At 65.6% G+C, this 15,809-nt stretch carries 16 protein-coding genes and 1 pseudogene; 7 read left to right on the top strand and 10 right to left on the bottom strand.

Annotation, left to right across the window (positions count from 1 at the left end):
• The first annotated feature begins 162 nt into the window (after positions 1–162).
• From BST28156_RS11270 to BST28156_RS11290, 6 genes and pseudogenes are all read left to right on the top strand, one after another.
• Complete coding sequence (locus BST28156_RS11270) at positions 163–993, top strand: hypothetical protein (protein WP_012464873.1); 831 nt, start codon at positions 163–165, stop codon at positions 991–993.
• 827 nt (positions 994–1,820) lie between these two features.
• A pseudogene (locus tag BST28156_RS34715) lies at positions 1,821–1,931 on the top strand (MerR family transcriptional regulator); the annotation flags it as partial.
• Between the two features lie 202 nt (positions 1,932–2,133).
• On the top strand, positions 2,134–2,373 hold the full coding sequence (locus tag BST28156_RS34720) for a hypothetical protein (protein ID WP_230943067.1): 240 nt from the start codon (positions 2,134–2,136) through the stop codon (positions 2,371–2,373).
• A 61-nt stretch (positions 2,374–2,434) separates the two neighbouring features.
• Entirely contained in the window at positions 2,435–2,683 is a 249-nt protein-coding gene (locus BST28156_RS11280; RefSeq protein ID WP_038442333.1) for a hypothetical protein, read from the top strand.
• A gap of 135 nt (positions 2,684–2,818) precedes the next feature.
• Entirely contained in the window at positions 2,819–3,562 is a 744-nt protein-coding gene (locus tag BST28156_RS11285; RefSeq protein WP_012218213.1) for a YoaK family protein, read from the top strand.
• A 333-nt stretch (positions 3,563–3,895) separates the two neighbouring features.
• Positions 3,896–4,849, top strand: coding sequence for a universal stress protein (locus tag BST28156_RS11290; protein ID WP_012218215.1), 954 nt, complete (start codon positions 3,896–3,898; stop codon positions 4,847–4,849).
• Positions 4,850–4,860: 11 nt separating this feature from the next.
• On the opposite strand, the gene BST28156_RS11295 is transcribed toward BST28156_RS11290, so the two are convergent.
• Positions 4,861–7,152: a heavy metal translocating P-type ATPase gene (locus BST28156_RS11295; protein ID WP_012218216.1), complete on the bottom strand. Its 2,292-nt coding sequence runs from the start codon at positions 7,150–7,152 to the stop codon at positions 4,861–4,863.
• Between the two features lie 224 nt (positions 7,153–7,376).
• Here BST28156_RS11295 and BST28156_RS11300 point away from each other — a divergent pair, with 224 nt between their 5' ends.
• Positions 7,377–7,994: an SNARE-associated domain-containing protein gene (locus BST28156_RS11300; RefSeq protein WP_012218217.1), complete on the top strand. Its 618-nt coding sequence runs from the start codon at positions 7,377–7,379 to the stop codon at positions 7,992–7,994.
• A gap of 50 nt (positions 7,995–8,044) precedes the next feature.
• On the opposite strand, the gene BST28156_RS35180 is transcribed toward BST28156_RS11300, so the two are convergent.
• The 9 genes from BST28156_RS35180 to BST28156_RS11335 all read right to left on the bottom strand — a co-directional run bounded on the left by BST28156_RS35180 (position 8,045) and on the right by BST28156_RS11335 (position 15,778).
• Complete coding sequence (locus BST28156_RS35180; RefSeq protein ID WP_372507695.1) at positions 8,045–8,338, bottom strand: cation transporter dimerization domain-containing protein; 294 nt, start codon at positions 8,336–8,338, stop codon at positions 8,045–8,047.
• Positions 8,311–8,889 carry a cation diffusion facilitator family transporter gene (locus BST28156_RS35185; protein WP_372507696.1) on the bottom strand — a complete coding sequence of 193 codons (579 nt, stop codon included), beginning with the start codon at positions 8,887–8,889 and terminating at the stop codon, positions 8,311–8,313. Before BST28156_RS35185 ends, BST28156_RS35180 begins: the two co-directional genes overlap by 28 nt.
• A 90-nt stretch (positions 8,890–8,979) precedes the next feature.
• Entirely contained in the window at positions 8,980–9,216 is a 237-nt protein-coding gene (locus tag BST28156_RS34725; protein ID WP_162839288.1) for a hypothetical protein, read from the bottom strand.
• Between the two features lie 210 nt (positions 9,217–9,426).
• Positions 9,427–10,815 (bottom strand): ATP-binding protein, encoded by a 1,389-nt coding sequence (locus BST28156_RS11310; protein WP_012218219.1) that lies wholly within the window; start codon positions 10,813–10,815, stop codon positions 9,427–9,429.
• Entirely contained in the window at positions 10,812–11,477 is a 666-nt protein-coding gene (locus BST28156_RS11315; protein ID WP_012218220.1) for a response regulator, read from the bottom strand. Before BST28156_RS11315 ends, BST28156_RS11310 begins: the two co-directional genes overlap by 4 nt.
• A 24-nt stretch (positions 11,478–11,501) precedes the next feature.
• The gene (locus tag BST28156_RS11320) at positions 11,502–12,239 is read right to left on the bottom strand and encodes a cytochrome b/b6 domain-containing protein (protein ID WP_012218221.1); all 738 of its coding nucleotides are present in this window, start codon (positions 12,237–12,239) and stop codon (positions 11,502–11,504) included.
• On the bottom strand, positions 12,205–12,651 hold the full coding sequence (locus BST28156_RS11325; RefSeq protein ID WP_012218222.1) for a diheme cytochrome c: 447 nt from the start codon (positions 12,649–12,651) through the stop codon (positions 12,205–12,207). Before BST28156_RS11325 ends, BST28156_RS11320 begins: the two co-directional genes overlap by 35 nt.
• A gap of 87 nt (positions 12,652–12,738) precedes the next feature.
• Positions 12,739–13,101 carry a DUF1924 domain-containing protein gene (locus BST28156_RS11330; RefSeq protein ID WP_012464870.1) on the bottom strand — a complete coding sequence of 121 codons (363 nt, stop codon included), beginning with the start codon at positions 13,099–13,101 and terminating at the stop codon, positions 12,739–12,741.
• Between the two features lie 319 nt (positions 13,102–13,420).
• Positions 13,421–15,778, bottom strand: a complete 2,358-nt coding sequence (locus BST28156_RS11335; protein ID WP_012218224.1) for a serine hydrolase — start codon at positions 15,776–15,778, stop codon at positions 13,421–13,423.
• Positions 15,779–15,809: the final 31 nt, after the last annotated feature.

Raw genomic sequence — 15,809 nt, forward strand, 5'->3', positions numbered from 1 at the left:
TGCATGTTGGCCTATCGATTCATCTTCCGATTTCGGAGCAATAGCTGACGCAAGTAGCTGCAATCCGATCTACTCTGATGAATCAGTTTTCCGCTTCACTGCCAAGCGATTTTGCATAAAATCTAGCTGCGACACACGAGTCGACTGACCAGGGGAATCTCCGTGCCACTACGCAATCGAGACATCAAACCGCGCAGATTCCTGGCGTGTCCCAATTCAATGATGGCGCGCGTCTCCGCCGCCACCGCTCGCAGCCCGTCGCATCACACCGTCGTCTTTCCCGTCAGGTCGATTGCGCTGCGCTTGCGTTCCACTGTCCGACAACACGCTCGACATTATCCGCGCCGCTCGCCGGAGGAAACGAACCGGTGCGCGAGCGCCGACCGGAATGCCGAGCGCCCCGAACGACGGTCGAACGCCATTGCAGCTCATGCGCGTCCGACGCTGCTCGTCACGGGTAGGCTGGCCGCATCCGACGAAATCGTCGAGCGAGTTGGATTGCACGTCAGCGAGCGTGCTGAGTCGGTGGCACGTGCATTGCGGCAGCCAAACCTCTCGGTCGACGCACTAATTGCCCACGTTGCGTTGTTGCGCGTTGACCTCGCGGTACAGTTCGTGTCGCTGGCGCAGGCGCGCGGTGTTCGCGCGGCCGCGGTCGTCTATGAGTACGGCAGCGCGCAGGCCCTTTCCATCGTGAGCCTCGCAGGGTTCCTCCTGTTTCGCTCCGTCCGCGGCCATATCGACCAGCCGTTCGTTCTGACGAAGCTACAACAATCTATCGCGACCATGTACGCGGCGACGCCGGCCGCGCCCCTTGAGATATTGCGGATGGGCCAGAAAGTTAAAGGTTGCGCTGTGGCGGGCTCGTCGCGCATGATTGGAGCGGGGTCTCCGGCAGTGCCGGCGAGTCGTCCTGCACCCACTCGTGGGCATAAACGTCACCCGTTGGAGGCATCGCCCAATTGGCGGCGGCGCCGTTCTCGAGGCTTTTAGTCACGGAATCCAACGCATTCTTGCGTCGCCTCGGCGGTGATCTGTTCAGTGCGTCGCAAAAACGTTCGTCCGAAAAGTGTTCACCGGGCGGTCGATACAGTGCAGCGTCAAGCTTCACCGAGTTCCCGAACACCGAGCGGTTGGACGAACTGCCGATCGCCGGGTCGCTGCGTGTGCGCATGTCTGGTGGGATAATCTTTGCCAGATCATGGGCCGCATCTGGAGCGGGGTGCTGCCCAGCGCCGCGTCAGATCTAAGCGCTTGCAGAAGTATGGCGGCTGGTGAATTCGGTCATGCCGAGTCAGCCGGGGGGAAGCAGTCAAATAGGGTGCCGCTCTCCTCGATTCGTGCGTCTCACCCGACGGCTAGCCACGGTACTGTAGGCCGAGCATTTTTGCATGCCTTGGCGCGGCACCAAGGGCGAGCACTCCAAAATGTCTAACAGCGTAACGAATGGAAGATTTCTTCCAAACGCGCCACTTCGCCGAGAGTTTCGCGCTCCGCCGTCCGGAAAAATCATAGCGCTCCAGGTAGGCATTCGCGATGAATGCGTCGTCGCATTGCACGATCATCTCCTATGCCCGTTGGTCACCGGGGCGCGGAAGCCCATGCCACGCGCTGCTCTCCCGCTACATCGCAGTCTCGAATCACGTCGTTTTACGAAATTTCAAACATTGAATCACTCGCCTATTTAAATTTGGACAGTCAAGCTACGTACAATCCCGAGACAACTTTCAGTTTGACTTTCGGGAGCAACGATGGCTACTCGCCAGAATCGCGACACGCCTCACCGCTATCGCAGTGGCGAAGCAGCGCGGCTGGCCCGAATGCCAGCGGCAACACTGAGGATCTGGGAGCGACGCTATGGCGTGGTTGCGCCGCCCAAAACGCCGTCCGGACAACGGATGTACTCGGAAGACGACGTACAGCGCATTCGCTTGTTGAAGGCACTCGTTAATCAAGGGCACGCGATCGGCACGATCGCTAATCTGAGTCGCGAGGAGCTCGAAGCGCTGTCGCTTGCAGATGCGCGTAGCCCTGCGCCAGCCGAGATGGGGGGTAAGTCTCGCCGTCTTTGGCGAGCTTCCGATTTCGGAATCCGCTGTTCAGCGAATGGGAATTCGGATCGTTCGGCGCGACATGATCGACAACGAGAGCGAGCATGTGACTACATCTGCGGACGCGCTGATCGCGACGACCACATCACTTCACGAAGATGTTGTCTCGCGGCTGATTATCCTGGCGCAAAAGCTGAATGCGCGGGCCGTCGCCGTCGTGTACGGCTTTGGCACCGCGGAGGCGGTCGAGCTGGCACGGCTATCGGGGTTCAACTTGTTCCGGTCCACGGAAGAACGCTGCGATACCGCCGTCGGCCGATAATAGGAGTGTCGGTCACTGAGTTGCTGTAGTCTCCTTCGGTCGCTATTCGACCCGCGTCATCATGGAAAATCGTCTGACCTATGTTCAAGTCACCGCCTGCGCCGAACGAGAGATACGGCACCATTTGATGGCGGCCGCGGCACGTCCGCGCGGCAGTCATGCGGCCGATCTGCATCTCGGCGCGGCCATCGGCGCATTCGACCTGTGGCGCTGCCTCATGATCGAGCTCGGTGCCGAAGGGCTCGAACAAAGTTACGCCGGCGACGCACAACGCCTTCAGGCCCTGCTCGGCGCGGCCTCGTCCTCGTGAGCGCCCGTCATCGACGCTGCTCCCGCCGCCGAGTCTAACGAAACCGGGACGGCACGACAGGCAGGCATGCCGTGCATGCTACGATCAGCGACGTCGGCCGCGACCGATAGCTCTCTCGCCGCTTTTGGGGTAATCATGCCCATCAACTATCTTCGCGCATTCACCACGCTCCATCGCAGCGACGCCGCGAATCGCCGTCTGGGCCGATCGTTGGCCTTCGTAGCGGGGGCGGCCAATGCCGGCGGATTCTTCGCTGTCGGGCAATACACGTCCCACATGTCCGGCATTGTATCGTCCATGGCCGATAACCTCGCGTTGGGCGACATCGGCGTCGTGGCGGCCGGCCTCAGTTCATTGCTGTCCTTCCTCGCCGGGGCCGCCACGTCGGCGATCCTCATCAACTGGGGCCGCCGTCGGCAGCTAAGCAGCCAGTACGCGATGCCGCTGATTCTCGAAGCGACGCTGCTTCTCCTGTTCGGCCTCCTCGGATCGGGACTCGAAACGCACCACGTGCTATTCGTACCGGCCACCGTCTGCCTGCTCTGTTACGTGATGGGCCTGCAAAACGCGATGATCACCAAGATCTCGAAGGCGGAGATACGTACGACACACGTCACCGGGTTGGTCACCGACATCGGCATCGAACTCGGCAAGCTGATTTATTGGAACGTCGGAGCGTCGCAGCGGGATCTCGTTCGCGCAGACCGGCAGAAACTTCTTCTGCTTGGATCGCTGCTGCTGTCGTTCCTGATCGGGGGACTGGCCGGCGCGGTCGGCTTCCGCCATGTCGGGTTCCTGTCGAGCGTACCGCTCGCCATTGTCCTCGTGACACTCGCCGTCGTGCCCGTCTTCGACGACATGCTTGCTCGACGTCGTTAGCTGCGGCGCCGACCAATACCGGCTGCAATGCGCCAGCCAGTCACCGCGATCGCGGGCGGCGTGCCCGCGTCGAGCTTTCCGCGTACTCGGCGCACTGGCCTATCGGCCAGCCGGATCGGAAAGCATCGTCACGCGGATCCGGCCGTCGCCGTGCGATGCCCGAGCCGGACAGCGAGCCGGTCGGCGCCCTTTTCGATGGTTCGCGATCGGCAGAAGCGAACGTGCCGCGGTTTCGATACTGACGGCCGTCGCCGTTGACCGGGATCAATCTGCCGCGCGCCATCGTCGCGAAAATGGCTGTACGCAGACTCTCTGCGACGACCGGAGATAGTCATGAGCGCCAGTGCTTCCGCCACCGAGGCTCACTACGCACATCGGCGCGTGCTGATCGCGATCGACGTTTCCGCCGCCTCCGAGCGCGCGCTTGCGTACGCCGAACGCATGCTGCACGCGAACGCGTTCGTGCACCTCGTCAGCATCGCGGAAAATCCGCGCACGCTCGTACCGCTCGGATCGCACGCGATGTCGTTTCTTCACGCCGCCCGAAACGAACTGCTGAAAGACGCCGCCGACTGTCTGTCGCGCGCCCAGCGCACCATGACGCGGCGCACCGACATCGTCGTGAGCACCGAAGTCGTCGACCTTTCAGCGCACGGCGGCGATATCGTCGACGCACTGACCGACCGCGCGCAGACGTGGCAAGCCGATCTCGCGATCGTCGGCACACGTCAGCATCATGGCGTGCGTCGCTGGATCGAGGGAGCGGTCTCGGGCCCGCTTGCGGCTCGTATCGGCTGCCCGCTGCTCATCGTGCCCGAAGGCTTCGTGCCGAATGCCGACGCTCTGCCACGCCGCATCCTGTTCGCGGTCGATGGAAGTGGTCCGGCACTCGACGCGTTACGCGTCGGATTGCAGTTCGCGACGCCTGGCGCCGAACTGCGTGCCTTATATGTCGTCGACCGCGCCGTCTCGCTCGGCGACTTCGTACCGATCGACACGGTCGAACGTGCATTGAACGCCGAGGGCGACACTGCGCTACGCGAGGCCACGGCAATGCTCGTAGCCATCACCGCGCACGCACACGCGCACCTCACTCAAACGGATCAGGCGGCGCCGGACGTGCCGCATGCGATCGTGCGCGAAGCCGTCGAATGGCATGCCGACTTGACCGTGATGGGCACGCACGGTCGGCGAGGCATCGCAGGCTGGGCGCTCGGCAGCGTCGCGGAACGCGTTGCGCGGATCACGAAGACGCCGCTGCTCCTCGTCAATGCGAATCCCGCATAAATTCGCGTCGATCACGCGGCCGCTCCGATCGCATCAAACAATTCCTCCTCCTGGGCGCAATGCAGACGCACGATAGCTTCCAACCCATATAGCAAACGCTGGATCGCCTGAGTCTGTGCCGCGTCCGGACCGTCAACCGGCAAATCAGCAACGGTTTGTGTGAGCAATCGAGCCATCCTGATAATTTCCCGATGCGCGTTGCTCATCGCGGCAAGCGGATCGTCGCCGCCGAGCAGCAGCGCAAGCCGCGGATATACCTCGACATCATCGTACTTTTCGTGCGTCACGAGGCGTTCGTTCAGCTCGCCGACCAACCGAGCCAGCTCGTCGATCGCCGCCGCGCCGGATAGCTTCGCTATCTGGTCGGCTAGCTCGCCGATCCGGTCGATGAGCGGCGACAAAGCCGAGTGTTCGCTCTTCAGCTGCTCGAAGTCGGTCGCGCTATCGCGCACCTGCGCTGGCATGGGATGCATCAACGATACGCGTAATGCATTGACGATTACCACTATGTCGATCGCTTCCTGCACGACTGCGCCGGCGATCGGTGGCAGGAAGCCAAATGCAGCGACAAGCATTGCGGCAAAGGATAACGACATGCCGACCGCGACGCTCTCGCCGGCAATCCGGCGGGACCGTCGTGCGATGCTGATCGTCTCGACAAGGCGGTCGAGACGGTCCACGAGCAGTACGACGTCTGCCGCTTCGGAAGACGCAGCCGCACCGCGCACTCCCATCGCGACACCGACATCTGCCGCCGCCAGCGCGGGGGCGTCGTTGACGCCGTCGCCGATCATGATGGCCACACCTTCGCGGCGCGCAGCGCGAATCGCAGCCAGCTTGTCGGCCGGCGTCTGCTCGGCACGTACGTCCGCCACGCCGAGCAGCTCGCCGATACTTTCTGCAATGTCCCGCCGATCGCCGGTCAGCATCACGAGGCGCCCGATCCCCGCACGCTTGAGCAGCCGCAGCGCCCGAGGCGCTTCTATCCGCAGGCGATCGGCCAGATGAATCCCGCCGATCATCGCACCATCCACACTCACGAAGACCGCCGCGCCGCCACTGGCGGCAACCCGTCGCGCGAATGCGTCGCTCCAGTCGGCACGAGCCGCATGCGAGCACACGTAGTCGCACTTGCCGATCGTGACGAGCCGGCCGTCGACGCGGCCGGTGACGCCCTCCCCGGCCGCTTCGACGATGGCCGACGGTGGCGAAAGAGCGACGTGGCGCTCGCGCGCGCCGACCGTCAACGCGTCCGAGATCACGTGGCCCGACGCCTGCGCTAGCGATGCGGCGAAATGCAGCACCTCGTCCGTGGCGACCGCTGGGGCGCCGTCGATCGACACGATTCGCGGCCGGCCTCCGGTCAACGTACCGGTCTTGTCGAAGAACAAGATCGTCGCTTGCGCGAGACGCTCCAGCGCGCCCCCTCCCTTGACGAGGATGCCGCGTTTCGAACAACGCGACATGCCAGACACGATGGCCACCGGCACGGCGAGGATCAACGGGCAAGGCGTGGCCACGACAAGTACGGCGAGTGCGCGCGCGACGTCGCCGGCCAGTAACCAGGCGATGCCCGCGACGAGCAACGAAGCGAACACGAAGAATACTGCGTAGCGATCCGCGAGTCGCACGGACGGACTTCGCTCGCGCTGCGCGCGTTCGACCATGCGGACGATGCCGGCAAACGTGCTCTCGCCCGCCGTCGTGCGAGCAACCATTTCGAACGGCGAACCGGCGTTGACCACGCCGCTGCATGCGCTTTCCCCCGCGCATCGCCGCTGGGTGGACGATTCGCCGGTCAGCATGGACTCGTCGAGTTCAGCGTCATCGGTCAATGTGCCGTCGACTGGCACGAAGGCGCCGCTTCGCACGAGCAGCCTGTCACCGGGGACGATGGTTTCCACGGCAACGGAACGCCATTCGCCGTCTTCGAAGCGGGTTGCCTGTCGAGGAGCACGCTCGAGCAGCGCCGTCATCTCGCGTTGCGCGCGGTCCTGGGCATACCGTTCCAGCGTCCGCCCGCTCGCCAGCATCAACGCGATGACAGTTGCTGCGAGCGTCTCGTCCAGCGCGATCGCAAACCCGATCGCCAGCCAAGCGAGCACATCGATGCCTGCCTGCCCTCTCGCGATGGCCGTGGCGAGCGATACCGTCAACACCAGTAAGACCGGCAGCGTGCCGAGCAACCAGATGACCCGCGCGAGTGAAGGCAGACCGAACGCCACGCACATGCCCCCTCCGGCGAGCGTGACGGCCGTGAGAACCAGCAACGCGAGGTCGATCGACCAAGGTATTCTCGACATGACGATTTTTCCGAGCGCCGGGCAGGGAGGCGCTCACTGCATCCGGTTCCGGCTGAAGACGGCGTGGCATTCAGTCTATGGAACGTCGCGGTTCGCCCGTTGACCTGCGTCAGCACGATCGGCCTGCCGCACCGGCAGCGCACGCTGCTTGACGTGGGTCAATCCGCCGCGCCCTTTCATCAGCAAAATTGACAGGTGACACCGGATGCCCTGGAGTCGATATCGTGCTGACGCTGGCTGTACTCTTTCTGCTGATCCTTCTGCTGAATCTCATGCCGGCGTTCGCTCCGCCCACCTGGATGGCGATGTCGTGGGTCGGGTTCAACCTGCCGGACGGCAATCCGTTGATCTTTGCCATCGTGGCGGCAAGCGCGGCGACGACCGGCCGCGTCATTCTGGCGATCTTCGCGCGATCGCTCGTCCGCTCCGGCTGGATGCGGGATTCGGATCGCGAGAATATCGATGTCGCCTCACGCTGGTTGCGAAAGCGCCGCACGCTCACCGCCGGCGCGTTCTTCTTCTATGCGTTAAGCCCGCTTCCGTCGAACTATCTGTTCATCGCGTACGGACTTTCCGATTTGCCGTTCAGGATCATTGCGGCGGCATTCTTTGTCGGCCGAGCAACCACCTACGCGATCTGGGCGCACCTCGGTCGCTTTGCATCGAACCGGTTGGACCTGGAATCCGGACTCGAAGGCAGTTACCTCGGCGGATTCTTCATCGTCACCCAACTGGTGCTGCTCGGGCTCGTGTTCATGTTGATGAAGCTCGACTGGCTCGCATTCTTCAATGAACGCCGATTGACGTTCCGGCGCGGCCATCGTCCGCGGGGTCCCGAATGACACCGGCATGCGTGACGTGTCGAACGGCCGCGTCGTTTGACTGATGCTTCCTATCGGCCGCGAATCCCGGACGTGACCTCTACGACACGTTCCCGCTGGCGCGGGGCGACGTGCTTCATCGCGCGAGCACGCGCATCCACGGCGATGTCGTGCCCTTGCCCAACCGTGAAATCGACGTCGATGTCGGGATGCACGTCCACGAGGATCAGGTCGCCGGCCTTGCGCGTGCGCAGGTCGTGCACGTCCGGCACACCCCACGTCGCGATCAGCATCGCGCGAATCGCCTGTACGTCTTCGGCATCGGCCGCTCGATTCATCAGATCATGCAATGCGTCCCAGCCCAACGTGGCACCCTTTTCACGATCATCCCGCCGACGATCAGTGCACCGACAGGATGGAGCAGCGGGTAACCGAACAGGTTGCTGACGATGCCGCAGACCACCGCGAGAGACGATGCGGCATTCGAACGTGCAGACCATACGTTGGCCACCAGCATGCTCGATTTCACGCGTGTCGCCACGGCAAGCATGTACCGGAACGGGCATTCCCTCGCGGCGAGCGCCACGAGCGCTACCCATAGCGCCGCGACGTGGACGCGCGCGATCGTCTCCAGATGCTCGAGTTTCTGGATGGCGGACCGGAGCATGACGACGCCGGCCAGCAGCATGGTTGCAGCGAGCCCAAGCGATGCGTCGGTTTCGACGCGCTGATGGCCGTAAGTATGCTTTTCGTCGACAGGCTTTCGGCTGTGGTGGCGGGCCAGCAGCACGACGAAATCCGCGGTCAGGTCTGACAACGAATGAATACCGTCCGACACGGGCCCCTGCGATCGGGACAAGATGCCGATCACGACCTCGCCGATGATCAGCAGGGGTTGCCGGCGACGTTCACCCAAGTGCTTCGGGGGTTGCGGCGGCCATCGCGGGTGTTGCTTCGGCGATGGTTTCCGAAACGATGTCGGGTTTGGTTGGCATCACGATTCAGGTCACCTTCCAGGAGGGAGGATCGGTGAGCCCGGGAAGTCGCCGGCGCGCAGCCGCGCCAGCCCGCGAGCGATCCCGCCGTCGAGTGGGGCTGCACGCTGTACGGCAGCCAACTGATGACGCCTGCCGACCGAATCGAATACCACGCACGCATGCTCGCCGCGAAATCCCATGCCGAGCGCGAGAAAATTCGCGCGGAGCACCACGCCGAGATGCAGAAGCGCGAAGGCGCGCGGCATCAAGCTGCCTGACGTTCCCCTCATGAAACGCATGCATCGCAGACAAGGCATGGGGCCGGGCTACGTGCACGGCCAGCCTGGCGGCCCCGCAAGCGGCGCTGCCGGCCGGTAGTCGCACGATACGGCGTGTTCGGTGACGAACCCGCCATGGCGGCCGCGTTCGACCGTTCCCGCGACTCGTACAGCCTGATCGGTGAGGGACATGATCGACTAGCGCGCGGCCGCACCGGCTTCATTGGCAGCCGGCCACGAAATGGTCACGCGCAATCCGCCAAACGCGGGCGATCGATCCACCTGGATGTCGGCCACGTGCGCCGCTGCGATCCGCCGTACGATCGACCAGCCGAGGCCGCTTCCGCTCGGTCGGGTGCCGGCAGGCCGAAAGAAGCGTTCGCCCAGTCGGTGCAGATCGTCGTCGCCGATGCCCGGGCCGCTGTCTTCGACACGCAGCACGGTGCGGCCGTCCCGTTGGCCAACCGAAACGGCTATGCGCGCCAGCGGCGGGCTGTAGCGAATCGCGTTGTCGACCAGATTGCGCACCATTGCCGCGAGCAAGGCTTCGTTGCCGCCGACGATACATGGCGATGGCGCATCGAGTTCCAGCTTCTGCTGCCTCCCGATCGACCGTGGCGCGGCCTCGGCGACCCCCCCTTTCGCCACGGCCGATACATCGACCGGCGCGCGGTCCGCCAGTGCACCCGAATCGAGACGGGAAAGCAACAGGAGCTGGTCCACCAGACGCGCCGCGCGATCGCATCCTTCGAGAACGCCCCGCAACGCGTGCAGGCGTCGCTCGTCATCGCGCTCGGCCAATGCGACCTGCGCTTGTGCCTTGACAGCCGCGATCGGCGTGCGCAACTCGTGCGCGGCATCGGCCGTGAATCGGCGCTCCGCGTCCATCACGGCGCGGATCCGCGCGAAAAGGCCGTTCAGCGCATCCAGCATCGGCCGCATCTCGAGCGGCGTCCGCTCCAGCCGAATCGTATCGAGCGCCTGCGGATTCCGCTTCGCCAGCGCTCGCCCGAAGTCGCGCAGCGGTGCCGTGCCGCGGCGAACCGCCCAGCCGATGGCCAGCACCAGCAACGGCAACGCAGCCGCCATTGGCCAGAACGCGCTGCGCATCACGCCGCCGAGGATCGATTTGCGAGAATCGATTCGTTCACCGACGAACACCTGAACGTCGTCGCGCATCCCGTGCACCACAAATACCCGCCATGCATTCCCGTCGATTACGACGGTCCAGAAGCCGGAAGCCCGATCGCGCCCGGTCAACTCCGGCGCCACCATCGGCCTGGACGGCGCGTTTTCGGAATGCAGGCCGAGCCGGCCTTCATGGAATACCTGAAAGGCCACGCGGGGCCCGTATGGATGCAGGATCGGCGCGTCGATCGCATTGTCGTCGTCGTCCGGCCCGCGTGCCTGCTGCGCGACAAGCAGTGCCGCCGCCTGCGCGAGGTGCCCGTCGAGCAACCGGTCGATCTCGCGCCGCGCATCGAGCCAGGTCAGCATCAGCGTCGATAGCCAGACACCGAGGACCACTGCCGGCACGAGCGTCAGCAGCCGACCATGCAGCGAGCGCGCGGGCAGCACGGCTCTCATGCAGCGTCCCGCATCAGCACGTACCCCACGCCGCGCACCGTCCGGATCAGCTCGCTGCCGAGCTTCGCACGCAAGCGATGGACGTGCACCTCGACGGCATTGCTCTCCACCTCCTGCCCCCAGCTGTACAGATACAGCTCGATCTGCTCGCGCGACAGGACCCGGCCGGCATTCAGCATCAGGATGTGCAGCAGGTCGAACTCGCGCGTGGATAGCGCGACGGCCACGCCGGCGCGGCGCGCGGTGCGCGATGCGGGTTCCAGCTCGACGTCCTGGGCCTGAAGCCGCTCGGTCGGCCGGCCGTGGGCGCGCCGGACCAGCGCGCGCAGGCGCGCGCCGAGCTCGTACAGGTCGACGGGTTTGATCACGTAGTCGTCGGCGCCCACGTCGAGCGCCCTGATGCGGTCGGGCACGGCATCGCGAGCAGTCAGGATAAGAATCGGCAACGCCATGCCGTCGCGACGAATGCGCTGCAGGACATCCATGCCATCCACGAGCGGCAACCCGAGATCGAGGATCGCCGCGGCATGGGCATGCGCGCGCAGTTCGCGCTGGGCAGCGTCGCCGTCGCGCACCCAGTCGACCTGGAATCCTTGCTGGCGCAATCCGGCGCGGATCCCGTCGCCGAGCAGGATGTCGTCTTCAACGAGCAGGATGCGCACGTTCGAGCACTCCGTCCTGGGCCGTCAATCGTCATCCCGGCCCGCCCCGTTCGCGGCGCGGCCGGTGTCCGTCGCAACGGGCCGGTCTGCCAGAGCCGGCTGCGGCGCCGCATGCCACTGCGTCCACCACCAGCCGATCGCCGCCGCCGTCATGACGACTGCAATTCGCCACCGGGCACGTCGGATGCCATCGATCGGCGCACCGCGCTTGTAGCCGGTCACCATCGCCCGGGCCAGGTTCTCCCGATGCACGACACTGCTGACGAGTACGGCGGCGACATGTACCGCAACGAGCGCGAGCATCACGTTGGCAGCGCCTTCATGGAGATCGCCGAACGATTCGCCGTTTCCGTTGTACGCCGCCCAGCCGGTTATCCCGGTGACGACGGTCATCGCCAGCATGGCGACGATCGCGACCGCGCCGGCCGGATTGTGGCCGACATGGTGCTCCGGCCGGCCTTTCGCGAGGCTCAGCACGTAGCGGAAAACGGCCGCCGGCGAACGCACGAACGACGAGAACCGCGCATGACGCGTGCCGGCCACACCCCATACGACGCGAAACGCGACGAGCGCCAACATCGTGTACCCGAACGCGGTATGCATCAGCCTCCACCGCTCGCTCTCGGCGGTCAGCCACGCGCCGGCAAACGCAACGACCGTCAGCCAGTGGAATGCACGAATCGGAGCGTCCCAGACAAGTATCCGTGCGGGACGCGAGCACGCCGGTTCACCGGGAGCTCGGGATGCGGACGAATCGTTCATCGAAATTTCCTTTGTCTGCTTGCGTATGACATGCGGCGCAATTCGACGGCCGCTTTACCGCCGGGCTGCGCCACACGGACGCGGGAACCTCGTCGTGCGTGGCGGCAAACCATGCCGATCGGGTGATCCGGTCTTCCGGCGGACGGCGCGCCGCGGCGCCGGTCGCCGCATGTGCCGTGAGCCAGGTTTCCAGTTGTCCGATGGTTGTCGGGTCCAGCGTCGCATCGGTGCCGAAGTGGCGATCGAGACCGTTCAGGATGCGGCGCCACGACTCGGCGGGCAGCGCGCCGGGCGGATACGCGACATGGCAGGTTGCGCACTCCTGCTTGTACTTGGGGAGCAACGGAATCGAGATGCCCCGCGTTTCGTCCTCAGCCATTGCCGCGCGCGGCAGCAGCGACAACAGCAACATCGAGATCACGCTCGCCCGCACATGTCGCGGCGGCGCGATCCGGCGCAGAAAGGGAGTCGAATCGGCGTTGTTCATGATCGTTCGTCGTCAGGGTTTCAGGCTCATGAGCCAGCTCAGGACATCCGCCTTCTCGGCTGCCGAGCATTCACGCCCGACGACGTCCTTGCAGTTTCTGCGGAACCATTTTTCGGTCCGCGCCGCGTCCGTAAACCGCGCGGGATTGAACGCGGGCGCGAGCGGTTCGATGGTCTTGCCGGTGACGACGTGCCGGCCCGGGCCGGTCGGCGTGCTTCCATGACAGCTTGCGCAACTCCACTCGCGGCCATGCCGGGACGTGAAGAACCGCTGTCCTCGCGCGGGCGCGGCGCTCGTGCCTGCCTGCGTCGTGTAGCCTTCGAGCAGCCCGGCAGGTGTTTCGGCACGGGCACACGCGACGCCGGCAAACAGCATCGATACAGAAAGGCACGGACCAAGAATCGCGTGACTGGAACGGGATATCCGCATCGTGTTTCTCCTGGGCGATGCGTTCATGTTCGTGCCGGTTCCTTACCGCATTCTTAAGGTTCTGGCGTCCGGCGGTCGGCGTGCTCATGCCTATGCGCGAAACGACGCGTGAGTCACCGCCGAAGACGTGGCGCACGAATGCCGTTGTGCTCGAAATCAGGATCACGCCGCCCGATCGATCGGACTTGACTCAAATCAAGCCAGTGGGGGAGGGAGAACGCATCCACGAATGATCCGAGTACGGTTGCCCTCGCGCGGCACAAGCTCAGTACAACAAAAACGCCGCGCGCTCGCGCGCGAACGCGGCATTTTGTGCATCGACGACACGTTCGATCTCTCCAATCGACCGCCCCGCCTCCAGCATGTCCGCCACCTCGCGCGAGCCGACCGATGCACGGATCGCATCGATCCGAAACCGCGCCGGATAACGCCGGTGCAGCGCCAGGGCGAGTGCCAGCCCGATTTCGCCCGGCCGCGCCTTGCCGGCGGGCAGTTCGATGCGCACGCCTTCGCACACCATGCCGTGATAAGGCCCTTCCGCCGGGACGAAGCGAACCGGTGAGAACGTCGCGGCCAGCCGCATCGCGCGAAGATCGTCCGCGAGGATGCGCCCGTCGATCCAAGGCGCGCCGACCACGCCGAATGGCGTCTCTGTGCCGCGCCCGACACTGACCGCCGCGCCCTCGATGAGCCCCGTTTCCGGGTACAGCGACAACGCGGCGGCATCGCGCAGGTTCGGCGATGGCGGCACCCAGCCGAGTCCGGTATCGCCGAAGCGCATCGTGCGCACGTAGTTCGCCATCGGCACCACGGTCAGCGCCGCGCCGATATGAAGGCGGTCGTTGAACAGCCGCGCCAGTTCGCCGAGCGTCATGCCGGGCTGGAGCGGCAACTGGTAATAACCGGTGAAGGTGGCCGGTCCGGCATCGGCCACGGGGCCGCCGAATACATCGCCGCCCAGCGGATCCGGGCGGTCGAGCACGAGCACCGGGCGATGCGCGGCGGCGCCGGCTTCGAGCGCGTAACCGAGGGTGGCCAGGTACGTGAAGAAGCGTACGCCTGCGTCCTGCAGATCGAGCACCAGCACGTCGACATCGGCGAGCAGCGCGGGTGCGATGCGGCGGCGGTCGCCGTACAGGCTGTGAATGACCACACCGGTCGCGGCGTCGACCGTGTCGCCGAACGTCTCGTCGACGTCGGTGCCGAGCCCATGCTCGGGTGCGAACAGCGCGACGAGCCGCGCGCCCGGCGCCTGTGCGAGCAGGTCGATCGTGCGCCGGCCGAACCGGTCGAAGCCGCTGCGGTTCGTGACGAGCGCAATGCGCTTGCCAGCGACGGCCGCGAAGCCGCGCGCAGCAAGCACGGCGATGCCGGCCAGCACCGGCCCGCGCGATACCGGCAACCGGGCGACCTGCGCAACGGCCGTCGCCATCTCGGGCACGCGCGTCGCAATCCGCGACGACGTCACGGGCGCGGCCTCGCTCGATACGATGCCGAGCACGAGCGAGCGCAATGGCATTGCCGTGCCGGTTTCGTCGGGATACAGCCGGCTCGTGAGCACGATCGCAAAGCGGCGCGTCACGGGATCGATCCATAGCGCCGTGCCCGTGTAGCCGAGGTGTTGCAGTGCGCCGACCGGCGGCAGCCGGTAGCGGTTCGCGACAAGCGGCGGCCCGACCGCCCAGCCTGGCGTGTGCAGGTCGCCTTCCGCGTCGAGCGTGGCCGGCGTCTCGAGCGCGGCGACGCTGCGGCGCGCCAGCACACGCACCGGGCCGAGCGCGCCGCCGTTCAGCAGCATGCGCGCGAAGCGCGCCAGATCGTCCGCACTCGCGAACAGGCCCGCATTGCCGGCGACGCCGCCCATCGCGGCCGCGACCGGATCGTGGACGCTCCCCCGGAGCAGATGGCCATCGCGAGCGGTGGTGGGCGCCACGCGTGCGAACAGCGACGCCGGTGGCCGGAACGCGGTGCTCGCCATCCCGAGCGGCGCGAACACATGTGCGGCGCACCATGCGTCGAGCGGCCGGTGCGACACGCGCTCGACGATCTTGCCAAGCACCACGTAATTGACGTCGCTGTAGCGCACCTGTGTGCCGGCCAGCGCGCCGGGTGTCATCGCGACGATGTCGGCCAGCACGGCGGCACGGCTGCGCAGCGCGCGGGACGACGACACCCCGGCCGGCAATCCCGATACATGTGCAAGCAACTGGCGGATCGTGATGCCGGCCTTGCCGTGCGCACCGAACGCGGGCCAGTAGCGCGCGGCCGGCGCGTCGAGGCTCAGCATGCCCCGCTCCGCGAGCTGCATGATCGCGACCGCCGTTGCCACCGGCTTCGTCAGCGACGCAAGATCGAAGACGGTATCGACCGTCATCGCCTCGACGTGCTCGCCCGTCACGCGCTGGCCGCGCGCGACGCGCACCCGCACGCCGTCGGCGTCGCCCGTCACGACCACCGCGCCGGCAAGATGGCCGTCGGCGATCTCGGCGGCGATCGCCCCATCGATCGCGGCGGCCTGCTGCGGCGCCATGGCCGCGTCGGCATCCGCTCGCGCACCCGCCGATGCAAGCGCGAACACCAGCGCGGCGGCCCAGAGACATCGTAGCGATCGAGCGTGTTCCACCGTAGCCCTTCCTTCGTGCCGGCAGCATCCG

Source organism: Burkholderia pseudomultivorans (genome assembly GCF_902499075.1).
Lineage (GTDB): Bacteria > Pseudomonadota > Gammaproteobacteria > Burkholderiales > Burkholderiaceae > Burkholderia > Burkholderia pseudomultivorans.

Bases quoted from the DNA above. Each gene is read 5' to 3' on its own strand.
- BST28156_RS34720 (WP_230943067.1), top strand. From the start codon at position 2,134: ATGATCGACAACGAGAGCGAGCATGTGACTACATCTGCGGACGCGCTG.
- BST28156_RS11280 (WP_038442333.1), top strand. From the start codon at position 2,435: ATGGAAAATCGTCTGACCTATGTTCAAGTCACCGCCTGCGCCGAACGA.
- BST28156_RS11285 (WP_012218213.1), top strand. From the start codon at position 2,819: ATGCCCATCAACTATCTTCGCGCATTCACCACGCTCCATCGCAGCGAC.
- BST28156_RS11290 (WP_012218215.1), top strand. From the start codon at position 3,896: ATGAGCGCCAGTGCTTCCGCCACCGAGGCTCACTACGCACATCGGCGC.
- BST28156_RS11295 (WP_012218216.1), bottom strand. From the start codon at position 7,152: ATGTCGAGAATACCTTGGTCGATCGACCTCGCGTTGCTGGTTCTCACG.
- BST28156_RS34725 (WP_162839288.1), bottom strand. From the start codon at position 9,216: ATGCCGCGCGCCTTCGCGCTTCTGCATCTCGGCGTGGTGCTCCGCGCG.
- BST28156_RS11310 (WP_012218219.1), bottom strand. From the start codon at position 10,815: ATGAGAGCCGTGCTGCCCGCGCGCTCGCTGCATGGTCGGCTGCTGACG.
- BST28156_RS11320 (WP_012218221.1), bottom strand. From the start codon at position 12,239: ATGAACGATTCGTCCGCATCCCGAGCTCCCGGTGAACCGGCGTGCTCG.
- BST28156_RS11325 (WP_012218222.1), bottom strand. From the start codon at position 12,651: ATGTTGCTGTTGTCGCTGCTGCCGCGCGCGGCAATGGCTGAGGACGAA.
- BST28156_RS11330 (WP_012464870.1), bottom strand. From the start codon at position 13,101: ATGCTGTTTGCCGGCGTCGCGTGTGCCCGTGCCGAAACACCTGCCGGG.